The organism is Cryobacterium sp. 10S3, from assembly GCF_034344045.1.
Lineage (GTDB): Bacteria > Actinomycetota > Actinomycetes > Actinomycetales > Microbacteriaceae > Cryobacterium > Cryobacterium glucosi.
This window is the reverse complement of record NZ_CP133773.1, coordinates 1,346,800-1,370,904: the sequence shown is the minus strand read 5'-3', so window position 1 is coordinate 1,370,904 and position 24,105 is coordinate 1,346,800. Positions and strand designations below refer to the sequence as shown.

The window sequence follows — 24,105 nt, the reverse complement described above, 5'->3', positions numbered from 1 at the left end:
TCTTACCAGGTACCGGGAAGGGCAGGCGCTGGAGCGCCCGATGGAACTGCCCGGTACTTCTTCAGCACCTGGCTCATGACCTCCTGGAAGATCGGAGCGGGCGCTGCAGACGAATTCAGTTTAACAGGATCGGCGAGACTGACCGAAACGACGTACTCCGGATCGTCTGCGGGAGCGAACCCGGAAACCGACACAAGGTACCCGTGGGTGTACCCGCCGTGGCCGTCCGGCATCTGGGCCGTTCCGGTCTTCGAGGCGACCCGGTAGCCGGGAATGTTCCAGACCTTGGACAGCCAGGCCTTCTGGTACACCATCTCAAGCATGTCCGAGGTGTCGTGCGCGGCCGATGCCGAGACGACCTGGGTTCCCGCTGCTGCCGGCACATTCGTCATGGTGCCGTCCGCCTGGCGGCAGCCGGCGACGAGCTGGACGGGCAACCGGACGCCCTTGTTCGCAATGGTCTGGTAGATGCTCGCGATCTGGAGCGCCGTCGTGGTCAGGCCCTGGCCGAACATGGTGGCGTACTTGGTCTGGGGGTCCCATTCGTCGTAGGGATGCAGGATTCCGGAGTCTTCGGCGGGGAACCCCGCCTCCGTCGCAGTGCCGAGGCCGAACTTGGTCATGTAGTCATAGCGCTGCTTGTCGGTCAGCAGTTCGCCGAACTTGGACATACCGGTGTTCGAGGATTCGATCAGCACGCCGGTGAGGGTGAGGTGCAGGTCGGCGTGACCGGAACTGTCGTTGATGTTCGCGCCGTTGCCCGGCAGGTATCGATAGGGCGCGACGACCTGGGTATTCACCGTGGCCTTGCCCGCATCGAGAACGGATGCCGCGGTGAGCGCCTTGAAGGTCGACCCCGGTTCGAAGGAGGCCGTGAAAGCGCGCGAGCCGCGGTCATCGGGGTTGGTCGTTCCGTTGACGTTGTTCGGGTCGACACTGGGATAGTCGGCGACCGCGACGAGCTTCCCGGTCTTGACCTCCTGCACCACGACCGTTCCCCACGCCGCGCCGGTGGCCTGGGCCTGCTTGGCCAGGGCCTGCTGGACGAACCACTGCAGGTCGGAGTCGATCGTCGTCACGACATCTCCGCCGTCGACGGCCGCCTTCTCCGTGACGGTGCTCTGCGGCAGCCGGACGCCGTCTGCGCCCTTCTCGTAGGTCTCCGTTCCGTCGGTGCTCGCGAGGCAGGAGTCCTGGCCGATTTCAAGGCCGGCCTGGGCTTCACCCTCTGACGACACGAATCCGACGAGGTTGCCTGCGACCGCACCGTCCGGGTACACCCGGCCGGGCTTCTTCTCGAAGTAGATCCACGGGATCTCGAGCGCGTCGACCGCCCGGAACACAGAGACATCCACTGCCTTGGTCACCATGGCGTAATCCGACGCGGGATTGGCGGCGAGCGACGAAGAGATGATCGCGAGGATCGCGTCTCCGGTCTGACCGGTGATGGCGCCGACCTCCGCAGCGGCCTGGGCGACGGTGACCGTCTGGTCTCCCGCCGCCGTTGTGCGGGTGAACTCGACGGCATTGCGGGGAGACAGCGTGATATTGTAGCGCATCACCGTCCCGGCGAGTACGACGCCGTTGGCGTCGACGATGTCACCGCGTGAGCCGTAGATGGGCTGCTCGACCGATCGGTTGCCGAGTGAATCGGCGCTGAGGGTGTCGGCACGGACGACCTGGATGTCGACGAGCCTGACCACGAAGAGTGCGACGATCGCGAAGAGGAGAACGACCGTGATCGCGATGCGGCGCTTGCCGCTGCGCGTCGACCTGGCACTGACACCCACAGTTTCGGTTCCTTACTGCGGACGGGGCCGCGGTTGTGGCACCCCGGCTCGTGCGGGAATGCGTTCTAGCGAGTCGTGGGCGTCGGGAGTCCGGCGCCAGGGGCTGGCACGGCGGCGGTTGAGGTTGTCGGGGCGGTCGTGGTGGCTGGTGACGTCGCGGCGCCGGCGACGCTCGCGCCCTGCCCGGTGGCCTGGGCTGGCTGTGTCACCAAAGGTACGCCGGTGAGCAGCGCGTTCGGCACGAGACTCGCCGCACCGGCCTGACTGCCCGTTGCGGAACTCGGGGCGCCGAGCACTGCGGAGTCGGAGAGGCGCAGGTAGACCGGGTTGGAGTTGCTGATCATGCCGATGGCCTCGGCGTTGGCCGCGAGGCTCTGCGGGGAGGAGACCCGGACGAGGTCCTCCGTGACGCTGTCGGCGGTGCGGCTGAGTTCCGTCTGGCTGGCCTGCAGGCGGGACACCTCGTACGCGCCCTGCGAGATTCCGACGCTCAGCAGGAGCTGCGCGACAATGATCACCGCAACCCCGGCGACGGCGGACAGGGCGAAGGCGATCTTGGGTCGTGCCCGGCGCTGGCTGCGCGTTGCGACGATCTCGATGTGGCGAAGCCGCGAGCCTGGCTGGCCTGCCGGAGCGTCCAGCGGTTTCTGGTCGGGGGTGTCGTGCCGGGGGGCACTTTCCCAGTTCGGTCGCAGCACGCGTGCGAGATTGTCGCTCATCCGGCTCTCCTCAGTCGCTCGGCGGCGCGAAGTCTGACCGACGTCGCACGGGGGTTTCTCGCCTTTTCTTCTTCCGAGGCGAGTTCGGCGCCCCGGATCAACTGTGTGAACAGTGGCTTGTGTTCCGGCAGCTCGATGGGCAGGCCGGCGGGGGCGCTCGAGGTGGATGCCCGGGCGAGCGCCTTCTTGACGATCCGGTCCTCGAGCGACTGGTAGGCCTCCACGACGATCCGGCCGTGCACGGCGACGGCGTCGAGGGCGGCGGGGATCGCGCGTTCGAGAACGGAGAGTTCCTGGTTGACCTCGATGCGCAGGGCCTGGAAGACCCGCTTCGCCGGGTGTCCGGTGCGCTGGACGACGACGGGGGTGACCTTCGTGAGGATCGCGACGAGCTCGGCAGAGCGGACGAGAGGGGCGGTGGACCGAGCCTCGACGATGGCCTTGGCGTAGCGTGCCGCGAGTTTCTCTTCGCCGTACTCGTGGAAGATCCGGCGCAGTTCGGACTCGCTGTACGTCGCGAGGATGTGCTCCGCCGTCAGGTCGCTCGTGTTGTCCATCCGCATGTCGAGCGGAGCGTCCTTGGAGTACGAGAAACCGCGTTCGACCCGGTCGAGCTGGAGCGAGGAGACTCCGAGGTCGAAGAACACGCCCTGGACCTCTTTGATGCCGAGGGAGTCGAGGGCGTCCTGGATGCCGTCGTAGACGGTGTGCACGAGGTGGATCCGGTCGCGGAACGGCTTGAGGCGCTCCTCGGCGATCGAGAGCGCCTCGAGGTCACGGTCGAGGCCGACGAGGGTGAGTCCTGGGAAGCGGGTCAGGAAGGCCTCGGAGTGCCCGGCCATGCCGAGGGTCGCGTCGACGAGCACGGCGCCGGGCTGGTTCAGGGCCGGCGCGAGGAGCTCGACACAGCGTTCGAGCAGTACGGGGGTATGGATTTCGTCGATGTTCATGGTCCCGGGGAGTAGTTCCTGGATCCTGATCCCCATCCGGCAGTCCTGGCACCGGGGAAGTGTGTCAGGGCGTACGGCTGGGAGTCAGGCGCCAGGTTCTAGAAGAGTCCCGGAATCACCTCCTCCGTGGTGTTGGCGAACGAGGTTTCCTGTTCGGCGAGGTACAGGTCCCAGGCCTCGGTATCCCAGATCTCGACACGGTCGCCCGCACCGATCACCGTGAGTTCGCGGTCGAGGCCGGCATAGCTGCGGAGGTTGGCGGGGATGGTGACGCGGTTCTGGCTGTCGGGAGTTTCCGCACTGGCTCCGGAGGTGAAGACCCGGAGGAAGTCACGGCCCTGCTTGCTCGTGATCGGGGCCTGCTTGATCTTTTCGTGCAGTTCCTCGAACGCCCGGGTCGTGAAGACGTAGAGGCAGTGCTCCTGGCCGCGGGTCATCACGATGCCGGTGGACAACTGCTCACGGAACTTCGCGGGGAGGATGACGCGTCCCTTGTCGTCGAGCTTGGGGGCATAGGTCCCGAGGAACATTCATCACCCCTTCTCTTCCGGCCAAGTTCAGGTGTTACTCCACTTTACTCCACTTTGGACCACGAAAACGGGAAATGCCACGATCAACGAGTAAATTTCTAGAAAAATACCAGATGAACAGGCTAAGTGATGGGTGGAGGGAAATCCAAGGGCGAGCGGGGTCGAGAGTCGATTTTGGGCACAAAAAAGGGCCGATCTGTGATCGGCCCTGCTTTTGTGAAGTTTCGGTCGTGCTGTGGAGGATGGGAGCCGAAGGGCTAGTTGCCGTCCTGGCGTCGATCCCAACGGTCATTGAGACGGTCCATGAACCCGCGGCCGGACTTGCCGGAACCCGACGGGCGTGACCCGCTCGTCCCGGACGGTGACGTGCCGGAGGATGAGAAGCCGGAGGACGACAGCCTGCGGGCGGCCTTGCCCGGTGACGTGGCGAGCAATACCCCTGCGAACATGACGACGAAGCCGAGGATTCCGAGCCACAGCTGCTGCACTGCGACTCCGGCGATCAGTCCCCCGATACCGGCGACGACCGCGAGAACGCCGAGGGCGATCGAGCGGTAGTTCGGGCGAAGCGATGAACCGCCAACGGTCGCGACGAAGTCGGAGTCGTTGTGGTAGAGCCCGCGCTCCATCTCTTCAAGGAGTCGCTGCTCTTGTTCCGAAAGCGGCATCTTATTCCTCCTCTGTAGGATCACCGGTGAATCCCAATTCTAGCCCCGCCGCGATAGCTAGGCTAGGCGGGTGGCTGAAAGCAATCAACTGGTCGATCTGGTTCAAACTCGCATCGACGAATTCCTGAAAACCCGTCAACTAATTGTGACTACTGTCAGCCCGGATCTTAGCGCGCTGGTGAACTTCTCACGGCAGTTTCTCAGCGGTGGTAAGCGCTTCCGGGCCCAGTTCTGCCACCAGGGCTGGCAGAGCGTCCCCGGTTCGGACGCGCTCGATTCCGCGCCGGTCATCGCGGCGGCCGCCGCCCTCGAAATCTTCCATGCCGCCGCCCTCGTCCACGACGACATCATCGACAATTCGGACACCCGCAGGGGTTCGGCGTCCGCCCATAAACTCTTCGAATCCCTGCATGCCACGGGCGGCTGGGCCGGCGCTCCTGTCGAGTTCGGCCGGGCCTCCGCCATCCTTCTCGGGGACCTGCTCCTCGGGTGGAGCGACGAGCTCCTCGACGAGGGCCTCCAGGCCTCCGCAGATCCTGTGGCGGCCAGGCTCGGTCGCCACGAATTCAACCAGATGCGCACGGAGGTGACAGCCGGTCAGTACCTCGACATCCTCGAGGAAAGGGCCTGGCTCGTGCAGCAGGAGGAGGAGTTGCTCGAACGCGCCATGCGGGTCATCGTCTTCAAGTCCGCGAAGTACAGCGTCCAGGCTCCCCTCGTCATCGGGGCGGCACTCGCGGGCGCCGACACGGCCCACCTCGACGCGTTGCGCGCCTTCGGGCTTCCGCTCGGCATCGCATACCAGCTCCGGGACGACCTTCTCGGAGTGTTCGGCGACGCGGCCGTGACGGGCAAACCGAGCGGTGACGACCTGCGGGAGGGCAAGCGCACCGTGCTCATCGCACTCGCCAGGCGCGCGCTCGAACCGGCCGCGCGGGAGTACCTCGACGGACTCCTCGGAGACCCGGGGCTCGACGCGGCCCAGATCCTGTCGCTGCAGGAACTCATCAGGGCCAGCGGAGCCGTCGAGAGCGTCGAGACGCTCATCACGGACCAGGTCGCGGATGCGCGCGGCGCGCTCCACGCCTCTCCGATCGCCCCCGACATGCGGGACCAGCTCGAGAGGCTCGCCGAAACCGTGACGCGCCGGTCGTTCTGAGACCGGGGCGACCCGGGAGCGGGGCGAGCCGAGGGGTTCGCCCTGTGAAGGGGCTCGCCGTGTGAACTGGGCCCGGGGTCGAACCTGTGGCTAGGAGCGTGGGTCAGTAACGGCGAAGTTTAAAACGCCGACGGATTTCCTGGGCTGGGGTTGTTGGTCTGGGAAAATTGCTTATGAGCGATTTTGATGGTTTGTTTCCCGCGACAGAACTCGAACATGTTGACCTGGTCATGGACGACGGAGTCGAGGCTGGCGCCGGCGTGAACAAGCGGTTCCGGGCGTTCGAGCCGGCGGCCGTGATGTTGGTTCCACCGTCTTTGGATGAGTGGCTGCCGCAGAACCACCTCTCTCGTTTCATCGCCGACATCGTCGAAACTCAAATTGACCTGAAGAAGTTCTACGCGTCCTACGCGAAGTCGAAGGGCCAGCCGCCTTATGACCCTCGGCTGATGGTCCGCGTGCTGCTTTACGGGTATTGCGTCGGGGTTCGCTCGTCACGGGAGTTGGAGCGGGTCTGTGTGGACGTGGTCGCTTTTCGTTGGTTGGCCGCGCAGCAGGCACCGGATTTTCGCTCGATCGCCCGGTTCCGGAAACGGCACCTCGCGAGCCTGGGGAACGTGTTTTTGCAGGCGTTGGAACTGTGTCGTGCGGCTGGGATGGTGTCGCTGGGGCAGGTCGCGTTGGACGGCACCAAGGTCCGGGCGAACGCGTCCAGGCGCAAAGCGATGAGTTACGCCCGGTTGACGGAGAAGCAGAAAGTCCTCGCCGATGAAGTCTCCGCCCTCCTGGCGGACGCCGATGCGATCGATGAGGCCGAGGATGCCCGGTTCGGGAAAGACAAACGCGGTGATGAGTTGCCGCCGGAGCTCGCGAGGCGGGAATCACGCCTCGTGAAACTGGCCGAGGCGCGCGCCGCTTTGGAGGCGGACGCGGCCGCCCGGGCGCGGAAAGAGGCCGAGAAGAAAGCCCGGGATAAGGGCGATGACGACGATGCTGTCACGGCGAAGGGTGAGGATGCGGCCGAGAACGCGGTCGTGAATCCGAAGGCTCAACGCAACTTCACCGACCCGGACGCGCGGATCATGAAGACCGCTGACGGGTCCTTCCATTACGCCTACAACGCGCAGGCCATCGTGGATGCGGATCATCAGATCATCGTCGCGACGACGCTGACGAATATTGGCGTGGATGTTGAACAGGTCGTGCCCCTGGTCGAGAAACTCCACACCACGACGGGCGTTCTGCCCCGGCAGGTCCTCGCCGATGCCGGGTATTGTTCAGCCGCGAACCTGGACTACGCCAAGACCATTGAGACGGCCAGCGACGGCGGGACCGAGTTCTTCATCGCGACCGGCCGGGTCAAGCATGGCGAACGTGTTCCCGAGGTTCCTCGGGGCCGGATCCCCGCCGATGCGACGCTCCGGGAACGCATGGCCCGGAAGTTGAAGACGAAGAAAGGCCGCGCCGTTTACGCCAGGCGCAAAGCGATCGTGGAGCCCGTGTTCGGTCAAATCCACACGAGGCAAGGAAAATTCCTGCTGCTGCGCGGGTTGGAGCAAGCAGCCCACGAGTGGGACCTGATCGCCGCCTGCCACAACCTAATGAAACTCCACACCCTGCAAACCAAAGCCCGCCTCGCCACGCAAAGCGCTCCCCACCCGGCAACCTAAAGACCAGGCAAGACCGCCCTGACGGGCGACAGCGATCCTGCCCTGCGTCGTCAACACGGCCGTGGCCCTATTTTCGATCGGCACGCGAACGGATACAGAGCCCCAGCCCACGACGATCGCGTCGGCAACGCCCCAACCCAACCCGACGACATCGGAGGCATTCATTGGCATCAAAGCCGAATAGGCGTTACTGACTCACGCTCCTAGGCGAGCGCCTGGGCGACGCGGCGGACCTCGGCCTTACGACCGGCGAGAAGTGCCTGGATCGGCGGGACACCGAGGCTGTCGTCGACCTCGAGCAGCCACTGCATGGCCTGCTCGTCGGTGAAGCCGTCATCGGCGAGCACGATCAGGGTGCCGCGGAGTTCAGGGAGCGGGGAACCGTCCTTGACGAATGCGGCCGGCACCGAGATCACACCGTTCCGGCGGATCGCGAGGAGCTGCTTGTCATCGATGAGTTGGCGAACCCGGCTTTGACTGGTCCCGAGCAGGGAAACGAGGTCGGGGATGGTCAGCCAGGGTTGATCTGAAAACGAATCGGTCACCCTCCAAGCCTCCCATGATTCCCGGGCCACTTCAAACACCGAATGCCCCGGTGCGCGCTCCGTGCGGCCCGGATGGGGGTCATACCGATTGACTCCGGCAGTCATGTGTGAAAACGTTGAAGGTCGTGGACAAGTTAACGCTCGTGGACACGGTGAAGGTTGTAGCCAGTCTCAAGCTCGGGCGGCGGTTTTCGGCTCGACAGCATCTGAGTGTCAGACCAATCTGAATGGAGCGTCATGTCAGCACAGTCCAACAGGATCGTTCGACCGCCGGCCAGTGGCGAGCTCGTCCCTGCCAGGCCCCGCAAGTCCTCGGCCATCCGTTCCCGCGCGCTCGGCATTTTCGCGGCCCTGCCGCTCGCCGTGGCGTGCACGGTCGCCATCGGTCTCAATCTTGCGTCGCCCGCCGAGGCAGCCTCCCTGAGCCGGAAGCCGCTCAAGAACCCGGCGCAGCTGCCGGCATCCGCTGGGACCAGCGCCCCTGCGCAACGCGTGCAGGCCGAGGCTGCACCGAACCAGTACACGGTCGTCGCCGGCGACACCGTGAGCGGCATCGCGAGCAGGTTCGGGCTCTCGACCGCTGCCGTCCTCGCGAGCAACGGGCTGAGCTGGTCGACGAAGATCTTCCCCGGCCAGCAACTCACCCTCGCCGAGGGTGCCGCCCCGGCAGCGGCCCCTGCCCCCACGCCGGTTGCCAGTGAACTCACGCGCTACACGATCGTGACGGGCGACACCATCAGCGGGATAGCGGCCGCGCACGGCATCGCGGTCGCGGCCGTGCTGAGCGCCAACGGCCTCGACAGGGCGAGTATCATCTTTCCGGGCCAGGCCCTCGTCATTCCCACCGGTTCGGCCCCGGCAGCAGCGGCCCCGGCTGTTGCGCTCGTCAGCGCGACGACCGCCGCGCCCGGCGCGAGTCACACGATCGCAACGGGAGAAACCGTCTCGACGATCGCGGCAGCCGCCGGAGTGTCCATCCGCGCGATCCTGCAGGCGAACAACCTCGGCTGGTCGAGCATCATCTACCCCGGCCAGCAGCTCTCGATCCCCGCGCCCGCGGCGGAATCGGTCGCCACGGCGTCCGTCACCCCGTTGCCGGCGCCCGAACCCGGGCCGGCTCCCACTGCCGTCCTCGGCCAGGTCACGCCGCTCTCCGACGAAATGCGCGCCAACGCCCGGATCATCGTGGCGACCGGCCGTGCGGCCGGCGTGAACGACCAGGGCCTCGTCATCGCCCTCGTCGCCGCCGCCCAGGAATCGGGACTGCGGAACGTCCACTACGGCGACCGGGACTCACTCGGACTCTTCCAGCAGCGCCCAGGCAAGGGGTGGGGGTCGCCGGACCAGGTGATGGACCCGGTCCGGGCGAGCCAGGCGTTCTTCGGCGGCGCCGGAAACCCGAACCCCGGGGTCACCAGGGGGCTGCTCGACATTCCCGGCTGGGACGGACTCTCCGTCACCCAGGCGGCGCAGGCCGTACAACTCTCCGCCTTCCCCGACTACTACGCGAAGTGGGAGACCTCTGCCCGTTCCTGGCTCTCCGAACTCGGCTGATCAGCCGTGCCGTGCGAGTGTCCAGCAGCGGATCTGCCCGCTTCTCCCTAGACTCGACTGGTGAGCGATAGTCCTGCCGATCCGATGATCGGCCGTCTGATAGACGGCCGATATCAGGTGCGCTCTCGCATCGCCCGTGGCGGAATGGCGACCGTTTACCTCGCCACCGACCTGCGCCTCGAGCGCCGGGTGGCGCTCAAGGTGATGCACGGCCACCTTGCCGACGACAATGCCTTCAAGGCGCGGTTCGTCCAGGAGGCCCGTTCGGCTGCGCGCCTCGCCCACCCGAACGTCGTCAACGTCTACGACCAGGGCCAGGACGCCGACATGGCGTACCTCGTGATGGAGTACCTGCCGGGCATCACGCTGCGCGACCTGCTCAAGGACTACGGGCGCCTCACGAGCGAACAGACCATCGACATCCTCGAGGCGGTGCTGTCCGGCCTCGCCGCAGCGCACAAGGCCGGCATCGTGCACCGCGACCTGAAACCCGAGAACGTGCTGCTCGCCGATGACGGGCGGATCAAGATCGGCGACTTCGGGCTCGCCCGCGCCGCGAACAACAACACCGCAACCGGGCAGGCGCTGCTCGGCACGATCGCCTACCTCTCCCCCGAGCTCGTCACGCGCGGTATCGCCGATGCGCGCAGCGACATCTACGCCCTCGGGATCATGACCTACGAGATGCTCACCGGCGAACAGCCGTACGTCGGCGAGGCTCCGATGCAGATCGCATACCAGCACGCCAATGACACGGTGCCGATGCCGAGCCTGCGCGTCATGACCGTCCCGCACGAACTCGACGAGCTCGTGAGCTGGGCGACCGCCAGGGACCCCGAGCAGCGCCCCCGGGACGCGAAGGTCATGCTCGACCAGCTCCTCGACGTCGAGAAGCAGATGCGCCCCTTCGACGGCGAAACCGGAGTGCAGCAGACCCTGCTGATGCCGAGCGGTGCGGCGGCCGCCCAGGCCGATGCCGACACCATGATCTTCGGCGCCGCGGCGCAGGCGCAGGCCCCCGGTGCGACGACCGTGCTGCCCGCGCCCGTCGTGAAGCCGCCGAAGGACGCGGAACTCCTCAGCACGAAGACCCGACGCCGCAAGGTACGCGGGTACTGGCTCTTCGCGCTCGTTCTCCTGCTCGCCGGCCTCGGCACGGGCACCGGCTGGTACTTCGGCAGCGGCCCCGGGTCACAGGTCGAGGTGCCGTCACTCGTCTCCGTCGCCCCGGACGCCGCCGCCGCCCAGCTCGCCGAACTCGGACTCCAGTCCGCTCTCGCGCAGCAATACAGCGGAACCATTGCGGCAGGACTGGTCGCGAGCACCGACCCCGGCGAAGGCGGCCACGTGAAGAAGGGCAACGCGGTCACGCTCTACGTCTCGCAGGGGCCGCAGCCGATCACGCTTCCCCCGCTCGCCGGCCTCACCACGGATGCCGCGTCCTCCGCTGTCACGGGGCTGAACGCCGCGATCGGCACGGTGGACCAGGTCTTCTCCGGCGAGGTCGCCGCCGGCATCGTCATGTCGGCGACCCGGGAGAGCGATGGCACCGAGGTCTCCCAGGGCGGCCCGTACTTCGAAGGCATGAAGGTCAACCTCGTCGCCTCGCTCGGCTCGGTGCCGAACGTCTCCGGCAAGTCGGTGAACACGGCGACGTCGCTGTTGAAGGACAAGGGCCTGCTCGCCACCACCGGCGACTCCGTCTACAGCGACACGATCGACGAGGGAGACGTGGTCAGCGCCGCTCCCCAGAAGGACGGCCCGGTCCGCGCCGGAGACACCTACGTGCTCACGACGTCGAAGGGCCCCGCGCCGATCCCGATTCCGGATGTCGTCGGCAAGAACTGGACCGACGCCAAGAAGATACTCGAGGCAGCGGGCCTCACGCTCGACTACAACCTCTTTGCGGATACGCCGGGGGCCGGCTCCTTCTTCATCGTGACGAAGACGGACCCAGCTGCGGGAACGCTCGTTCCGCCAAAGTCAAAGGTCAAGATCAGCTTCTCCGCCTGATTCGCGCGCCGTGTGTCCATCACCATGCGTCCGCTCGATGCAACCGTCGCGCCAGATGCGCTGTTCCGCTGCCGGCATGCCTGGCGCGCAGCGGCGCGGCGGGCGCGCGTCCCTGTTCCGGGAGCGCGGCATCCGCTCAGACCTCGAGAGGCGCCGGATGCGCCGAGTGCCGCCGCCCTGCCGGGTGATCTCGGCGGGTACGGCGGCACTCTGGCGGGATGCCTGCGGGTCAGCGGGCTGCGAGCTCCTCGGCGACGAGGAAGGCGAGCTCGAGGGACTGCATGTGGTTGAGCCGCGGGTCGCAGAGCGATTCGTAGCGGGTCGCGAGGTCGGCCTCGTCGATGTGCTCCGAGCCGCCGAGGCACTCGGTGACGTCGTCGCCGGTGAGCTCGACGTGCACGCCGCCCGGGTGGGTTCCGACCGCGCGGTGGGCCTCGAAGAAGCCGCGGACCTCGTCGACGACGTCGTCGAAACGACGCGTCTTGTACCCGGTCGGCGTGGTCACGCCGTTGCCGTGCATCGGGTCCGTGATCCAGAGCGGCTTGGCCTCGCTCGCCTTGATCGCCTCGAGGAGCGGCGGGAGCGCGTCGCGCACCTTGCCTGCTCCCATCCGGGTGATGAAGGTGAGGCGGCCGGGCTCGCGGTTCGGGTCGAGCTTGTCGACGAGGCGCAGCATGTCGTCTGCCGAGGTGCTCGGGCCGAGCTTGACCCCGATCGGGTTCCGCACCCGGGACAGGAAGTCGACGTGGGCGCCGTCGAGGTCGCGGGTGCGCTCACCGATCCAGATGAAGTGCGCTGAGGTGTTGTACGGGGTTCCGGTGCGGGAGTCGATCCTGGTCATCGGGCGCTCGTAGTCCATCAACAGGCCCTCGTGGCTCGTGTAGAACTCGGTGCGACGCATCGCCTCGAAGTCAGCACCGCACGCGATCATGAACTTGATGGCCCGGTCGATCTCCTTGGCCACCTTCTCGTAGCGCTGGTTCGCGGGGTTCGCGGCGAAGCCCTGGTTCCAGCTGTGCACCTGGCGCAGGTCGGCGAAACCACCCTGGGTGAACGCACGGATCAGGTTGAGCGTCGACGCGGCCGTGTGGTACCCCTTGACCAGTCGGGCAGGGTCTGCCTCGCGGGATTCGGGGGTGAAGTCGTAGCCGTTGACGATGTCGCCGCGGTAGGCAGGCAGGGTGACGCCGCCGCGGGTCTCGAAGTCGCTCGAGCGCGGCTTCGCGAACTGGCCGGCCATCCGGCCCATCTTGATCACGGGCATCGAGGCGCCGTAGGTGAGCACGACGGCCATCTGCAGCACGGTCTTGACCCGGTTCCGGATCTGCTCGGCGGTCGCACCGCTGAAGGTCTCCGCGCAGTCGCCGCCCTGGAGCAGGAACGCGTGCCCTGCGGCGGCCTGGGCGAGCCGGTCGCGCAGGATGTCGACCTCGCCGGCGAAGACCAGGGGCGGCTGCGTCGACAGTTCGGCGGATGCCGCTGCGACGGCGCCTGCGTCCGGCCACGTCGGCTGCTGCTTGATGGGAAGAGTGCGCCAATAGTCCAGACCGGCGATCACAGCTTCATCGGCCACAACGACGGGTTCGGTAGTGTCTACCACAGGACTATCTCTGTTTTCTCTTGGTTGGCGCGCGGAGTGCGCGCCAGGGGACTGGCTGGAAGAGCCGGGAAGGGATACGCGATCTTATCGCGAAAGACTGGCGCGCTTTTCTTTCACGCTCGTGGCGTACACGTCGACGTACTCCTGCTTGCTGAGGGCCTGGAGCTCGTACATCAGCTCGTCGGTCACGCTGCGGAGCACGAACCTGTCCCCCTCCAGCCCCTCGAAGCGGCTGAAGTCGAGGGGTTTTCCGATCACGATCCCGATCCGGCGGATCTTCGGGATCCTCGTGCCGGTCGGCATGGCCTTCTCGGTGTCGATCATCGCAACGGGAACGACGGGCACCCCGGCCTCGAGGAGCATCCGGGCCACCCCGGTGCGGCCTCGGTACATCTTCGCGTCGGGGCTGCGGGTGCCCTCCGGGTAGATGCCGAGCACGCCGCCGCCGGAGAGGACCCGCAGGCCAGTGTTGAGCGAGTCCTCGGAGGCCTTGCCGCCCGAGCGGTCGATGGGGAGCTGACCGGTCGCCTTGAAGAACTGCTTCGTCGCCCAGCCCTTGAGCCCGGTTCCGGTGAAGTATTCGCTCTTGGCGAGGAAGATCACCCGGCGCGGCACCACGAGCGGCAGGAACACCGAGTCGATGAACGAGAGGTGATTGCTCGCGAGGATGACTCCCCCTGTCTTGGGAATGTTCTCGAGGCCCACCACCCACGGCCGGAAGAGCCCCAGTAGGAGGGGTCCGACGACAATGTTTTTCATGATCCAGTAGAACATCGGTCGCTCTCTTCTTGGGTCGGGCACAGCCTAGATCGGGAAGACGTGCTTCCGCGCCAGGTCTGCAGCGCCGACAACTCCGGCATCGTTGACGAGTTGGGCAATCGCGAATTCCGCTTCGGGATGGTAGCCCCGTGCCGGAAGGTTTTCGAGGTACGCGGTGCGAATCGGTTCGAGGAGCAGCTCGCCGGCGTCGGCGACTCCCCCGCCGAAGACGAAGATCTGCGGGTCGAGCACGGCCGCGAGCGAGGCGCAGGCCTGGCCGAGCGCGTCGCCGAGCTGGCGGAGGGCCGCGAGTGCCCCCGGGTCGCCGTCCTGGATCAGGCGGCCGACGTCCTTGCCGCTGAGCTTGCCCTTGCGGTCACGGGCGGATGCGAGGCCGAGGCCGATACCGCCGGCATCCGCAAGGGAGTTGGCGATGCGGAGCAGGGCCCTGCCAGAGCCGTACTGCTCGATGCAGCCCTGGGCACCGCAGCCGCACGGCAGGCCGTCCGGGACGATGCGCACGTGGCCGAGCTCTGCGCCGCAGCCGAAGCCGCCGCGGAACAGGCGGTCGTTGGAAACGATCGCGCCGCCGACACCGGTGCCGATGGTCAGCGTGACCATGTCGCTGTAGACCTGGCCGGCACCGAAGCAGAATTCGGCCCAACCGGCCGCGTTCGCGTCGTTCTCGATCAGGATCGGGAGGTTGAGCCGCTCCTCGAGGGTCGCCCGGAGCGGTTCGTTGCGCCAGTTGATGTTGGGGGCGTAGTACACCGTGGACTGCGCGGAGTCGATGAAGCCGGCAGCTGCCACGCCGGCCGCGATGACGTCCTCTCCGACGGCGAGTTTCTGGATCATCTCGACGACGGCGTCTTCGATGGCGCGCGGGTCCCCCGCCGTTGTGGGCGTGCGCTCGGAACGGAGAATGGTGCCGAACTCGTCGACCAGGGCTCCAGCTATCTTCGTGCCGCCGATGTCGATTCCAATGGCGTGCACAGCCGGCCTCTTTCGTAGATAGTCTCGGGCATCCGCCCAGCTCAGCACACACTTATGCTGAGGCGTCCCTCTAGAGTGTACTGAGCCGCGGCGCTGCGAGTCGAAACGACTGCTCCGCATTCCGCCCGGCTAGAGTGTGCACATCCGCCCGGTACCAGAGGAGTTGCCGTGAAACAGTTCGATATGCCCGCAGTCGTCCCTGCCGATCCAGGGGCGAACATCACCGACCTCCTCGCAGATCGCCTCGCCGCGACCCCGGATTCCGTGCTTTTCTCGGTTCCCCGCGGTGCCGGCTGGGCTCCCGTGACCACATCCGAATTCCACCGTCAGGTCGTTGGCCTCGCCAAGGGGCTCGTCGCAGCAGGCATCGAACCCGGCGACAAAATCGGCCTGATGTGCAAGACGCGCTACGAGTGGACCCTGATCGACTTCGCGACCTGGTACGCCGGCGCCGTCCTGGTCCCGGTCTACGAGACCAGCTCTCCCACCCAGATGCAGTGGATCCTCGGCGACTCCGGCGCCGCCGCCGTGATCCTCGAGACCGCAGACCACTTCGCCAAGTTCGACGAGGTGCACCCCGACCTTCCGAACATCGGAACCGTCTGGCAGATCGACCTCGGCGACCTGGCGAAGATCGTCGCCGGAGGCGTCAACGTTCCGGATGCCGAGATCGAGCGCCGCCGCCACCTCGCGACCGGCGCAGACATCGCGACCCTGATCTACACCGCAGGAACCACCGGACGGCCGAAGGGGTGCGTGCTCACGCACTCCAACTTCGTCGAGACCTCCCGGAACGCGGGCGTCGCCCTCTCGGACGTCCTCACCCACGAGGACGGCGCATCCACCCTGCTGTTCATCACGACCGCGCACGTCTTCGCCCGGTTCATCGCCGTGCTGTGCGTGCACGGGAACGTGCGGGTCGGCCACCAGCCGGACACCCGGCAGTTGCTGCCTGCGCTCGCGACCTTCAAGCCGACGTTCCTTCTCGCGGTTCCGCGGGTGTTCGAGAAGGTCTACAACTCGGCGGAGCAGAAGGCAGAGGCCGCCGGTCGCGGCAAGATCTTCGAGGCGGCCGCGCACCTCGCCGTCAAGCACTCCAAGGCACTCGCCGAGGGAACCCCGGTGAGCCTCTCGATGAAGATCCGGTTCGCGATCTTCGACCGTCTCGTCTACAGCAAGCTCCGCACGGCCATGGGCGGGAAGGTGCGCTACGCCGTCTCCGGCTCCGCTCCCCTCGGCGAGTTCCTCGGCCACTTCTACCACAGCCTCGGCATCAAGATCCTCGAGGGCTACGGGCTCACCGAGACCACGGCCCCTGCGACGGTCGGCCGCACAGACCAGTTCAAGGTCGGTACCGTCGGCCCTCCCATCCCCGGCGTCTCGATCCGCATCATGGACGACGGCGAGATCGAGGTGAAGGGCGTCAACGTCTTCAAGGAGTACTGGCACAACCCGGAGGCGACCCAGGCCGCCTTCGACGACGGCTGGTTCCGCACGGGCGACATCGGCGACTTCGACGCGGACGGCTTCGTCACCATCACGGCACGCAAGAAGGAGATCATCGTCACGGCGGGCGGCAAGAACGTCGCCCCTGCCGCGCTCGAGGACCCGATCCGCTCCAACCCCCTCGTCGGCCAGGTCATCGTCGTCGGGGACCGCAAGCCCTTCATCGCTGCGCTCGTCACACTCGACCCCGACATGCTCGCGGTCTGGCTGCACAACAACGGCGAGGATGCCTCGATGTCACTTGCCGAGGCGGCCGTCAATCCTGCGGTGCTCGCCGAGGTGCAGCGTGCCATCGACCACGCCAACTCCCACGTGTCGCGTGCGGAGTCGATCCGCAAGTTCGTGATCCTCACCGTCGAGCTCACCGAGGACAACGGCTATCTCACGCCGAAGCTCAGCATCAAGCGCGACGTGATCATGCGGGACTTCTCCGCGACCATCGAGGGCATGTACCAGGGCGTGCCCGTCGTCACCGAGCAGAACCCGGTCGTGCGCTGACGGTCGGTCAGAACCAGTCCGACTCGCGGATCTCCTTCATGGCCGCCCGGCGGTTCTCCTTGTCGAGCTTGTCGATGTAGAGGAAACCGTCGAGGTGGTCGGTCTCGTGCTGCAGGGCCTGGGCCATCAGCCCGTCGCCGGCGAGTTCGACGGGCTCGCCGGCGAGGTCGGTTCCGGTGACCCTCGCGAACGGGTACCGCTTGGTGGGGTACCACAGGCCGGGAACGGACAGGCAGCCCTCTTCGACGAGGGCGGGCTCGCCGGATACCTCGACGACGACGGGGTTCAGGATGTACCCGATCACGCCATCGACGTTGTAACTGAACGCGCGCAGGTTGACGCCGATCTGGGCAGCGGCGACGCCGGCGCGGCCGGGCAGGCGCACGCTGTCGAGGAGATCGACGACGAGCCGGGTGACCCGGTCGTCGATGATCTCGATCGGCGCGGACACGGTCTTCAAAACGGGATCTCCGAAGAGACGGATCTGGCGCTCAGGCACAGGAATACTCCAAGTCAGTTGGTACGGGCACGTCGGTTGACCGGGTGCGCTTCACGCGCCGCGGTGGGCAGGAAGGCCCTCGACCACGAGAGCAGCAAGGGTGCGGGCGGCAAGCCGGGTGATCGGTTTCAGGTCCTCCCACGAGATCACGCTCCCCGCCGCCAGTTGCGGGTCGTAGGGGATACGCACGATCTCGCGGACCCTCGACCGGAAGTGCGACTCGATCTCCTCGAGTTTCACGAGGTTGGTGCCCTGGGTCGCGGTGTTGAGCGCGACGATCGAGTTGCGGACGAGGTCGCCGTAGCCGTTGGCGTCGAGCCAGGTCAGGGTCTCAGAGGCGAGCCTGGCTTCGTCGACGCTGCCTCCGGAGACGACCACGATCGAGTCAGCACGCTGCAGGGTCGCCCGCATCACGGAGTGCACGATCCCGGTGCCGCAATCGGTGAGCATGATCGAGTAGTACCGGGCCGCGAGGTCGGCCACCACGTTGTAGTCGTCCTCGTCGAAGGCTTCGGACAGGAGCGGGTCTGTGTCGGAGGCGAGGATGTCGAGCCGGGTCGCGTCGCGGGAGACGAGGGTGGAGAAGTCGGTGAAGCCACCGATGGACGCGGCCTTCGTGACGACGTCGCGCACGGTCGACCTCGTCTGCTTGCTGACCCGTTCGGAGAGGGTGCCGCGGTCGGGGTTGGCGTCGACGGCGATGATGCGGTCTTCGCGTGCGTCGGCGAGGGCCATGCCGAGCAGGGCCGTGACCGTGGTCTTGCCGACACCGCCCTTGCGGGTGAGGATCGGCACGAACCGGGTGCCGCCGTCGAACTCCTTGCGGATCAGGGCGTCCATGTCCTTGTGGGCGCGGACCTTCGCCGAGTCGCCGAGGTTCACGAGGTGCAGCGTCGCGGCGTAGACGAAGGCGTTCCAGCCTCCGTGGGGCGGCGGCTGGGTGCGGCGATTGACCGCGAGCAGGCGTTCCGACGTGAGCATGGCCGCCGATTCCGGGACGGTGCCGCCATCGGGACGCAGGCGCTCCCTGCGGGACTGCGCCCCGGCATCCGCCGGACCGGTCTGCGCAGGGCCGGAGAGGGACTGCACGGCCCCTGCTGCGGCGGCGCCGAGGCGCTCACCCCGGTCGGCGCGGTCGTTCCGGGTCACGCGGTCGCCGGCCGGGACCCGGATGCCCGGCCCGGTGTTGATCTCGATGGTGTGCGTCGCGGGGCGGCCAGCATCGCCCCCGCCTTCGGGGCCGGTACTCCCGAGCGCCGGCGACGCGAGGGGTGCGGCTGCGAGCCCTGCCGGCAGCGCAGCGGCGAGGTTGTCGATCGTGTGCGGCGGCAGCTCGCTGTTGTACTCGTCACCGGGCTGCGCGTCTCCGCCGCCCGTCGAAGAGATTCCGGTATCCGTGCGCTTTTCCGGCACCACAGTCCGTCCCTTCGTCGTGAAAATGTCGGCCCGGCCTGGGCCCCCGGCCGGCCGGCGCCACGGTGGGCGACGGCCGATCGACCTTCAGCCTAGCGCGGGCGCACCACCACGAGGAGGTCGCCGGCGTCCACCTGCTGCGTCTTCGGGATCGCCACCCGCTCGACGACACCGGCGATCGGGGAGGTGATGGCCGCCTCCATTTTCATGGCTTCGATGGATGCGACGGTCTGGCCGGCCTCGACGATCGCGCCTTCCTCGACCTGCAGGGTGACCACCCCGGAGAAGGGAGCCGCGACCTGGCCCGGCCGGTTCGCATCCGCTTTCTCGGCGGCCTTGGTGCTCACGGTGATGCCGCGGTCGCGCACGAACACGGGGCGCAGCTGGCCGTTGAGCGTGGTCATGACGGTGCGCATGCCCTTGTCGTCCGCCTCGCCGATCGCCTCGAGTCCGACGTAGAGGCGAACGCCCTTGTCGATCTCGACCGAGTGTTCGATACCCTGCTGCAGCCCGTTGAGGTAGTCGACGGTGTCGACGACGGAGAGGTCGCCGAACAGCTCGCGGATCTGCTCGAACTGGCGGGTCGGTCCGGGGAAGAGCAGCTGGTTGAGCATCGAGCGACGGGTCAGGCTGTCGCCGTCGAGCGCCTCGCGCTCGGGTGCTGTCAGCTCGGTGACGCCGATGTGGATGCTGCGACCGGCGAGCACCTTGCTGCGGAAGGGCTCCGGCCAGCCGCCGGGCAGGTCGCCCAGTTCGCCGGCCATGAAGCCGATCACCGAGTCTGGCACGTCGTAGTTGCCCGGGTTCGCGGCGAAGTCCTCCGGGTCGGCGCGGACGGCGGCGAGATAGAGGGCGAGGTCGCCGACGACCTTGGACGAGGGCGTGACCTTGGGAACGCGGCCGAGGATCTGGTTCGCGGCGGCGTACATGTCCTCGATGAGCTCGAAGTCGTCGGCGAGGCCGAGTGCGACGGCCTGGGTGCGGAGGTTGGAGAGCTGGCCACCGGGGATCTCGTGGCTGTAGACCCGCCCGGTCGGGGCCCGGAGCCCCGATTCGAAGGGGTGGTAGACGCGGCGCACGTCTTCCCAGTACGGTTCGAGGTCGCAGACGGCCTTGAGCGAGATGCCGGTGTCGCGTTCGGTGTGCGCGAGCGCGGCGACGAGCGAGGACGCAGACGGCTGGCTCGTGGTGCCGGCCATCGGTGCGCTCGCGACGTCGACAGCGTCGGCGCCCGCGCGCGCGGCGGCGAGCAGGGTCGCGAGCTGGCCGCCGGGAGTGTCGTGGGTGTGGACGTGCACCGGGAGCGCGAAGCGCTCGCGGAGCGCTCCGACGAGCTTCTCCGCGGCCGCCGGGCGAAGCAGCCCGGCCATGTCCTTGATCGCGATGATGTGCGCGCCGGTGTCGACGATCTGCTCCGCGAGGCGCAGGTAGTAGTCGAGCGTGTAGAGGTCCTCCGCGGGGTCGAGCAGGTCGCCCGTGTAGCAGAGTGCGACCTCGGCGATGCTCGTTCCGGTGCCGAGGACGGCATCGATCGCCGGGCGCATCTGCGAGACGTCGTTGAGGGCGTCGAAGATCCGGAAGATGTCGACGCCCGTGTCGGACGCTTCCCGCACGAAGGCGTCGGTGACCTCGGTCGGGTACGGCGTGTATCCGACCGTGTTCCGGCCGCGGAGCAGCATCTGCACGTTGATGTTCGGGAGCGCGGCCCGCAGGGCGGCGAGCCGTTCCCACGGGTCCTCGCCGAGGAAGCGGAGCGCGACGTCGTAGGTCGCGCCGCCCCAGGCCTCGATCGAGAGGAGCTCCGGCGTCATCCGGGCGACGTACGGCGCGACGGCGACGAGGTCCCTCGTGCGCACCCTTGTCGCCAGGAGCGACTGGTGGGCGTCGCGGAACGTGGTGTCCGTCACGGCGAGTGCGGTCTGGGCGCGGAGTTCCGCGGCGAAACCGGCCGGGCCGAGCAGCTGCAGCCGCTGGCGGGAGCCCGCGGGGGCCGGGACGCTGAGGTCGAGCTTCGGAAGCTTCTCTGCCGGGTTCAGCAGGGTGATCGGGACCCCGTTGGGCTTGTTGACGGTGACGTCGGCGAGCCAGTTCAGGATCTTCGTTCCACGGTCCTTCGAGACGCGGGCGCGGAGCAGGTCTGGCCGTTCGTCGATGAAGGAGGTGCTGAGGTCGCCGGCCGCGAAGCCCGGGTCTTCCAGGACGGCCTGGAGGAAGGCGACGTTCGTGGAGACGCCGCGGATGCGGAACTCGGCGAGTGCCCGCTTGGAGCGCGTGACGGCTGCGGTGAAGTCGCGACCGCGGCAGGTGAGCTTCGCGAGCATCGAGTCGAAGTGCGGGCTGATCTGCGCGCCCGGGTTGATGGTTCCACCGTCGAGGCGGATGCCTGCCCCGCCGGGTGAGCGATACGTCGTGATCTTCCCGGTGTCCGGCCGGAACCCCATCGTGGGGTCCTCGGTGGTGATGCGGCACTGGAGCGCGGCACCGCGCAGGTGGATCTGGTCCTGGAGGAGCCCGAGTTCGGCGAGGGTCTCCCCCGCGGCGATGCGGATCTGGGCGACGACGAGGTCGACGTCTGTGACCTCTTCCGTCACGGTGTGCTCGACCTGGATCCGCGGGTTCATCTCGATGAAGACGTGCTGGCCTGCGCGCTCCCCGACGGTGTCGAGCAGGAACTCGACGGTGCCCGCGTTGACGTAACCGATGGAGCGGGCGAAAGCCACGGCATCCGCGTAGAGACGGGTACGGATCTCGTCGCTGAGGTTCGGGGCCGGCGCGATCTCGATGACCTTCTGGTGGCGACGCTGCACGGAGCAGTCCCGCTCGAAGAGGTGCACGGTTTCGCCGGTCGAGTCCGCGAGGATCTGCACTTCGATGTGCCGGGGGCGGAGCACGGCCTGCTCGAGGAACATGGTCGAGTCGCCGAAGGCGCTGTTGGCCTCGCGCATGGCCTCCTCGAGGGAACCGCGCAGGTCCTCCATGCTCGCGACGCGGCGCATGCCGCGACCGCCGCCGCCGGCGACGGCCTTGGCGAAGATCGGGAAGCCGATGTCGGCAGCTGCGGCGATGAGCTCGTCGAGGTCCTTCGATGGCGCGCTCGACTTGAGCACGGGAACGCCAGCAGCGATCGCGTGCTCCTTGGCGGTGACCTTGTTTCCGGCCATTTCGAGCACGTGCTCGCCGGGGCCGATGAAGGTGATGCCGGCCTCGCGGGCGGCGAGTGCGAGCTCGGGGTTCTCGGAAAGGAAGCCGTAGCCGGGGTAAATGGCGTCGGCGCCGCTCTCGACGGCGACCCGGATGATCTCGCTCACGGTCAGGTATGCCCTGACCGGGTGCCCGGGTTCGCCGATCTGGTACGCCTCGTCCGCCTTCAGGCGATGGAGGGAATTCCGGTCTTCGAACGGATAAACGGCGACGGTTTTCGCGCCGAGTTCATACGCTGCACGAAACGCGCGAATCGCGATTTCTCCGCGGTTGGCAACAAGAATCTTCGTGAACATACAGACCTTTCAGGAGGCGACGGGCACACAGCTGGCGGTTAGGTTCTCTAAGACTAGTGAAGGTAACGTATCTACTTGTGCACGTACTAAGCGTTAGCTCCCTCAAGGGAGGAGTAGGCAAGACCACAGTGACCCTGGGTCTGGCGTCTGCTGCCTTCGCCCGCGGCGTACGGACCCTGGTCGTCGACATCGACCCGCAATCGGACGTGTCGACCGGCATGGACATCGAGGTCGCCGGCCACCTGAACATCGCCGACGTCCTCGCATCCCCCAAGGAAAAGATCGTCCGTGCCGCCATCGTGCCGAGCGGCTGGACCCGCGGCCAGCAGGGCACGATCGACGTCATGATCGGCAGCCCGTCCGCCATCAACTTCGACGGTCCGCACCCGAGCATCCGCGACATCTGGAAGCTCGAAGAAGCCCTGTCGACGGTCGAGAAGGACTACGACCTGGTGCTGATCGACTGCGCGCCCTCCCTCAACGCCCTGACCCGGACCGCGTGGGCGGCGAGCGACCGCGTCGCCGTCGTCACAGAGCCCGGGCTGTTCTCCGTCGCCGCCGCCGACCGCGCACTGCGCGCGATCGAGGAGATCCGCCGCGGACTCAGCCCGCGGCTGCAGCCGCTCGGCATCATCGTGAATCGTGCCAGGATCGCGTCCCTCGAGCACCAGTTCCGGATCAAGGAACTGCGGGACATGTTCGGACCGCTCGTGCTCAGCCCCCAGCTGCCGGAGCGCACGTCGCTGCAGCAGGCGCAGGGCGCCGCGAAGCCGCTGCACACCTGGCCCGGCGACAGCGCGCAGGAGATGGCCCGCTACTTCGACCAGCTGCTCGACCGTATCCTCCGCACCGCACGCATCGGCGAATACGCGGAGCAGCGCTAGGCGGATCCGCCCCAAACCGGGTCACATTCCGCGCTGGGTTGCGGACGAAAGACCTTCCCAGGCGGGACGAAGGTGCCTTTTCCGCACCTCGATCGCGGGGGCCGCGAGAAAGCGGGTGTCCTTGCGGCGAGCGAGTCCTGCCAGCGAGCGCGTCTTGCCACCGAGCGAGTCCTGCCACCGAGCCAGTCCTGATGGCGAGCTCGACCTGCTGGTGGGTTAGGAGACCTTGCGGGCGAGGCGGCGGACGGCGAGTTCGTCGGAAGGGTCGGACGGCTGGGAGTCGAGCTCGACGAGGGTCGTCTCGACCTCGCGCAGGACCTTGCCGACGGCGATTCCGAAGACGCCCTGGCCGCGGCTGACGAGATCGATGACCTCGTCGTTGGACGTGCAGAGATAGACGCTCGCGCCGTCGCTCATGAGCGTCGTCTGGGCGAGGTCGCTGACCCCGGACTCGCGGAGCTGGTTGACGGCCGTGCGGATCTGCTGGAGTGAGATGCCGGTGTCGAGGAGGCGTTTGACGAGCTTGAGGACGAGAATGTCGCGGAAGCCGTAGAGCCGCTGCGTGCCGGAGCCGGTCGCACCGCGCACCGTCGGTTCGACGAGTTCGGTACGGGCCCAGTAGTCCAGCTGGCGGTAGGTGATGCCGGCGGCACGGGCCGCGACGGCGCCCCGGTACCCGGAATTCTCATCGAGGTCCGGCATGCCGTCTGTGAACAGGAGTCCGTCACCGTAGCGGGAGGCGTCGTCACGCTTGCTGAGCTCGCTCATACGATAGCCTCTCGGAATGGGGTGCGGCGCGGCCGCAGATGCAACGCTACCGAGGTACTGGACCCAGGCCCGGACATCCGCCCGAACGCG

At 67.3% G+C, this 24,105-nt stretch carries 19 protein-coding genes; 6 read left to right on the top strand and 13 right to left on the bottom strand.

Features of this window, described 5'->3' with window-relative positions; all coding sequences use genetic code 11:
- Positions 1-2: 2 nt before the first annotated feature.
- The 5 genes from RHM57_RS06370 to RHM57_RS06350 form a co-directional block, all read right to left on the bottom strand.
- Positions 3-1,790 carry a peptidoglycan D,D-transpeptidase FtsI family protein gene (locus tag RHM57_RS06370; RefSeq protein WP_241975250.1) on the bottom strand — a complete coding sequence of 596 codons (1,788 nt, stop codon included), beginning with the start codon at positions 1,788-1,790 and terminating at the stop codon, positions 3-5.
- A gap of 65 nt (positions 1,791-1,855) precedes the next feature.
- On the bottom strand, positions 1,856-2,509 hold the full coding sequence (locus RHM57_RS06365) for a hypothetical protein (RefSeq protein ID WP_134446100.1): 654 nt from the start codon (positions 2,507-2,509) through the stop codon (positions 1,856-1,858).
- Entirely contained in the window at positions 2,506-3,459 is a 954-nt protein-coding gene (rsmH, locus tag RHM57_RS06360) for a 16S rRNA (cytosine(1402)-N(4))-methyltransferase RsmH (RefSeq protein WP_322189833.1), read from the bottom strand. Before rsmH ends, RHM57_RS06365 begins: the two co-directional genes overlap by 4 nt.
- 98 nt (positions 3,460-3,557) lie before the next feature.
- On the bottom strand, positions 3,558-3,989 hold the full coding sequence (mraZ, locus tag RHM57_RS06355) for a division/cell wall cluster transcriptional repressor MraZ (RefSeq protein WP_134446101.1): 432 nt from the start codon (positions 3,987-3,989) through the stop codon (positions 3,558-3,560).
- 257 nt (positions 3,990-4,246) lie between these two features.
- Positions 4,247-4,657 carry a DUF3040 domain-containing protein gene (locus RHM57_RS06350; protein ID WP_134446102.1) on the bottom strand — a complete coding sequence of 137 codons (411 nt, stop codon included), beginning with the start codon at positions 4,655-4,657 and terminating at the stop codon, positions 4,247-4,249.
- A gap of 70 nt (positions 4,658-4,727) precedes the next feature.
- On the opposite strand from RHM57_RS06350, the gene RHM57_RS06345 reads away from it, so the two are divergent.
- Both RHM57_RS06345 and RHM57_RS06340 read left to right on the top strand, forming a co-directional pair.
- Positions 4,728-5,816, top strand: coding sequence for a polyprenyl synthetase family protein (locus RHM57_RS06345; RefSeq protein ID WP_134446103.1), 1,089 nt, complete (start codon positions 4,728-4,730; stop codon positions 5,814-5,816).
- A gap of 230 nt (positions 5,817-6,046) precedes the next feature.
- Positions 6,047-7,486: an IS1182 family transposase gene (locus RHM57_RS06340; RefSeq protein WP_322189832.1), complete on the top strand. Its 1,440-nt coding sequence runs from the start codon at positions 6,047-6,049 to the stop codon at positions 7,484-7,486.
- A gap of 203 nt (positions 7,487-7,689) precedes the next feature.
- Here the strand turns inward: RHM57_RS06340 and RHM57_RS06335 are convergent, their stop codons facing one another.
- Complete coding sequence (locus RHM57_RS06335; RefSeq protein ID WP_134446104.1) at positions 7,690-8,031, bottom strand: Rv2175c family DNA-binding protein; 342 nt, start codon at positions 8,029-8,031, stop codon at positions 7,690-7,692.
- Between the two features lie 237 nt (positions 8,032-8,268).
- Between RHM57_RS06335 and RHM57_RS06330 the strand changes: the two genes are divergently transcribed.
- Together RHM57_RS06330 and pknB are read left to right on the top strand one after the other, a co-directional pair.
- Positions 8,269-9,585 carry a muramidase family protein gene (locus RHM57_RS06330; RefSeq protein ID WP_134446105.1) on the top strand — a complete coding sequence of 439 codons (1,317 nt, stop codon included), beginning with the start codon at positions 8,269-8,271 and terminating at the stop codon, positions 9,583-9,585.
- 60 nt (positions 9,586-9,645) lie between these two features.
- Entirely contained in the window at positions 9,646-11,598 is a 1,953-nt protein-coding gene (gene pknB / locus RHM57_RS06325) for a Stk1 family PASTA domain-containing Ser/Thr kinase (protein ID WP_134446106.1), read from the top strand.
- A gap of 229 nt (positions 11,599-11,827) precedes the next feature.
- On the opposite strand, the gene RHM57_RS06320 is transcribed toward pknB, so the two are convergent.
- The 3 genes from RHM57_RS06320 to RHM57_RS06310 form a co-directional block, all read right to left on the bottom strand.
- Complete coding sequence (locus RHM57_RS06320) at positions 11,828-13,198, bottom strand: class II 3-deoxy-7-phosphoheptulonate synthase (RefSeq protein ID WP_370295004.1); 1,371 nt, start codon at positions 13,196-13,198, stop codon at positions 11,828-11,830.
- Positions 13,199-13,282: 84 nt separating this feature from the next.
- Positions 13,283-13,972 (bottom strand): lysophospholipid acyltransferase family protein, encoded by a 690-nt coding sequence (locus RHM57_RS06315; RefSeq protein WP_134446107.1) that lies wholly within the window; start codon positions 13,970-13,972, stop codon positions 13,283-13,285.
- Positions 13,973-14,002: 30 nt separating this feature from the next.
- The gene (locus RHM57_RS06310) at positions 14,003-14,950 is read right to left on the bottom strand and encodes an ROK family glucokinase (protein WP_134446108.1); all 948 of its coding nucleotides are present in this window, start codon (positions 14,948-14,950) and stop codon (positions 14,003-14,005) included.
- 168 nt (positions 14,951-15,118) lie between these two features.
- On the opposite strand from RHM57_RS06310, the gene RHM57_RS06305 reads away from it, so the two are divergent.
- Entirely contained in the window at positions 15,119-16,954 is a 1,836-nt protein-coding gene (locus RHM57_RS06305) for an AMP-dependent synthetase/ligase (protein ID WP_134446109.1), read from the top strand.
- Between the two features lie 7 nt (positions 16,955-16,961).
- Here the strand turns inward: RHM57_RS06305 and def are convergent, their stop codons facing one another.
- From def to RHM57_RS06290, 3 genes are all read right to left on the bottom strand, one after another.
- Complete coding sequence (gene def, locus RHM57_RS06300) at positions 16,962-17,453, bottom strand: peptide deformylase (protein ID WP_134446110.1); 492 nt, start codon at positions 17,451-17,453, stop codon at positions 16,962-16,964.
- A 51-nt stretch (positions 17,454-17,504) separates the two neighbouring features.
- Positions 17,505-18,869: a MinD/ParA family protein gene (locus tag RHM57_RS06295; RefSeq protein ID WP_322189663.1), complete on the bottom strand. Its 1,365-nt coding sequence runs from the start codon at positions 18,867-18,869 to the stop codon at positions 17,505-17,507.
- An 89-nt stretch (positions 18,870-18,958) separates the two neighbouring features.
- Positions 18,959-22,363, bottom strand: a complete 3,405-nt coding sequence (locus tag RHM57_RS06290; protein ID WP_134446111.1) for a pyruvate carboxylase — start codon at positions 22,361-22,363, stop codon at positions 18,959-18,961.
- Positions 22,364-22,440: 77 nt separating this feature from the next.
- Between RHM57_RS06290 and RHM57_RS06285 the strand changes: the two genes are divergently transcribed.
- Entirely contained in the window at positions 22,441-23,247 is an 807-nt protein-coding gene (locus RHM57_RS06285; RefSeq protein ID WP_134446112.1) for a ParA family protein, read from the top strand.
- A 216-nt stretch (positions 23,248-23,463) separates the two neighbouring features.
- On the opposite strand, the gene RHM57_RS06280 is transcribed toward RHM57_RS06285, so the two are convergent.
- Entirely contained in the window at positions 23,464-24,015 is a 552-nt protein-coding gene (locus RHM57_RS06280; RefSeq protein WP_134446113.1) for a MerR family transcriptional regulator, read from the bottom strand.
- Positions 24,016-24,105 lie beyond the last annotated feature (90 nt).

What these genes read in the sequence shown, in the direction of transcription:
- RHM57_RS06290 (WP_134446111.1), bottom strand. Translation starts at nt 22,363, where the DNA reads ATGTTCACGAAGATTCTTGTTGCCAACCGCGGAGAAATCGCGATTCGC.
- mraZ (WP_134446101.1), bottom strand. Translation starts at nt 3,989, where the DNA reads ATGTTCCTCGGGACCTATGCCCCCAAGCTCGACGACAAGGGACGCGTC.
- RHM57_RS06330 (WP_134446105.1), top strand. Translation starts at nt 8,269, where the DNA reads ATGTCAGCACAGTCCAACAGGATCGTTCGACCGCCGGCCAGTGGCGAG.
- RHM57_RS06315 (WP_134446107.1), bottom strand. Translation starts at nt 13,972, where the DNA reads ATGTTCTACTGGATCATGAAAAACATTGTCGTCGGACCCCTCCTACTG.
- RHM57_RS06365 (WP_134446100.1), bottom strand. Translation starts at nt 2,509, where the DNA reads ATGAGCGACAATCTCGCACGCGTGCTGCGACCGAACTGGGAAAGTGCC.
- RHM57_RS06280 (WP_134446113.1), bottom strand. Translation starts at nt 24,015, where the DNA reads ATGAGCGAGCTCAGCAAGCGTGACGACGCCTCCCGCTACGGTGACGGA.
- RHM57_RS06350 (WP_134446102.1), bottom strand. Translation starts at nt 4,657, where the DNA reads ATGCCGCTTTCGGAACAAGAGCAGCGACTCCTTGAAGAGATGGAGCGC.
- rsmH (WP_322189833.1), bottom strand. Translation starts at nt 3,459, where the DNA reads ATGAACATCGACGAAATCCATACCCCCGTACTGCTCGAACGCTGTGTC.
- RHM57_RS06340 (WP_322189832.1), top strand. Translation starts at nt 6,047, where the DNA reads ATGGACGACGGAGTCGAGGCTGGCGCCGGCGTGAACAAGCGGTTCCGG.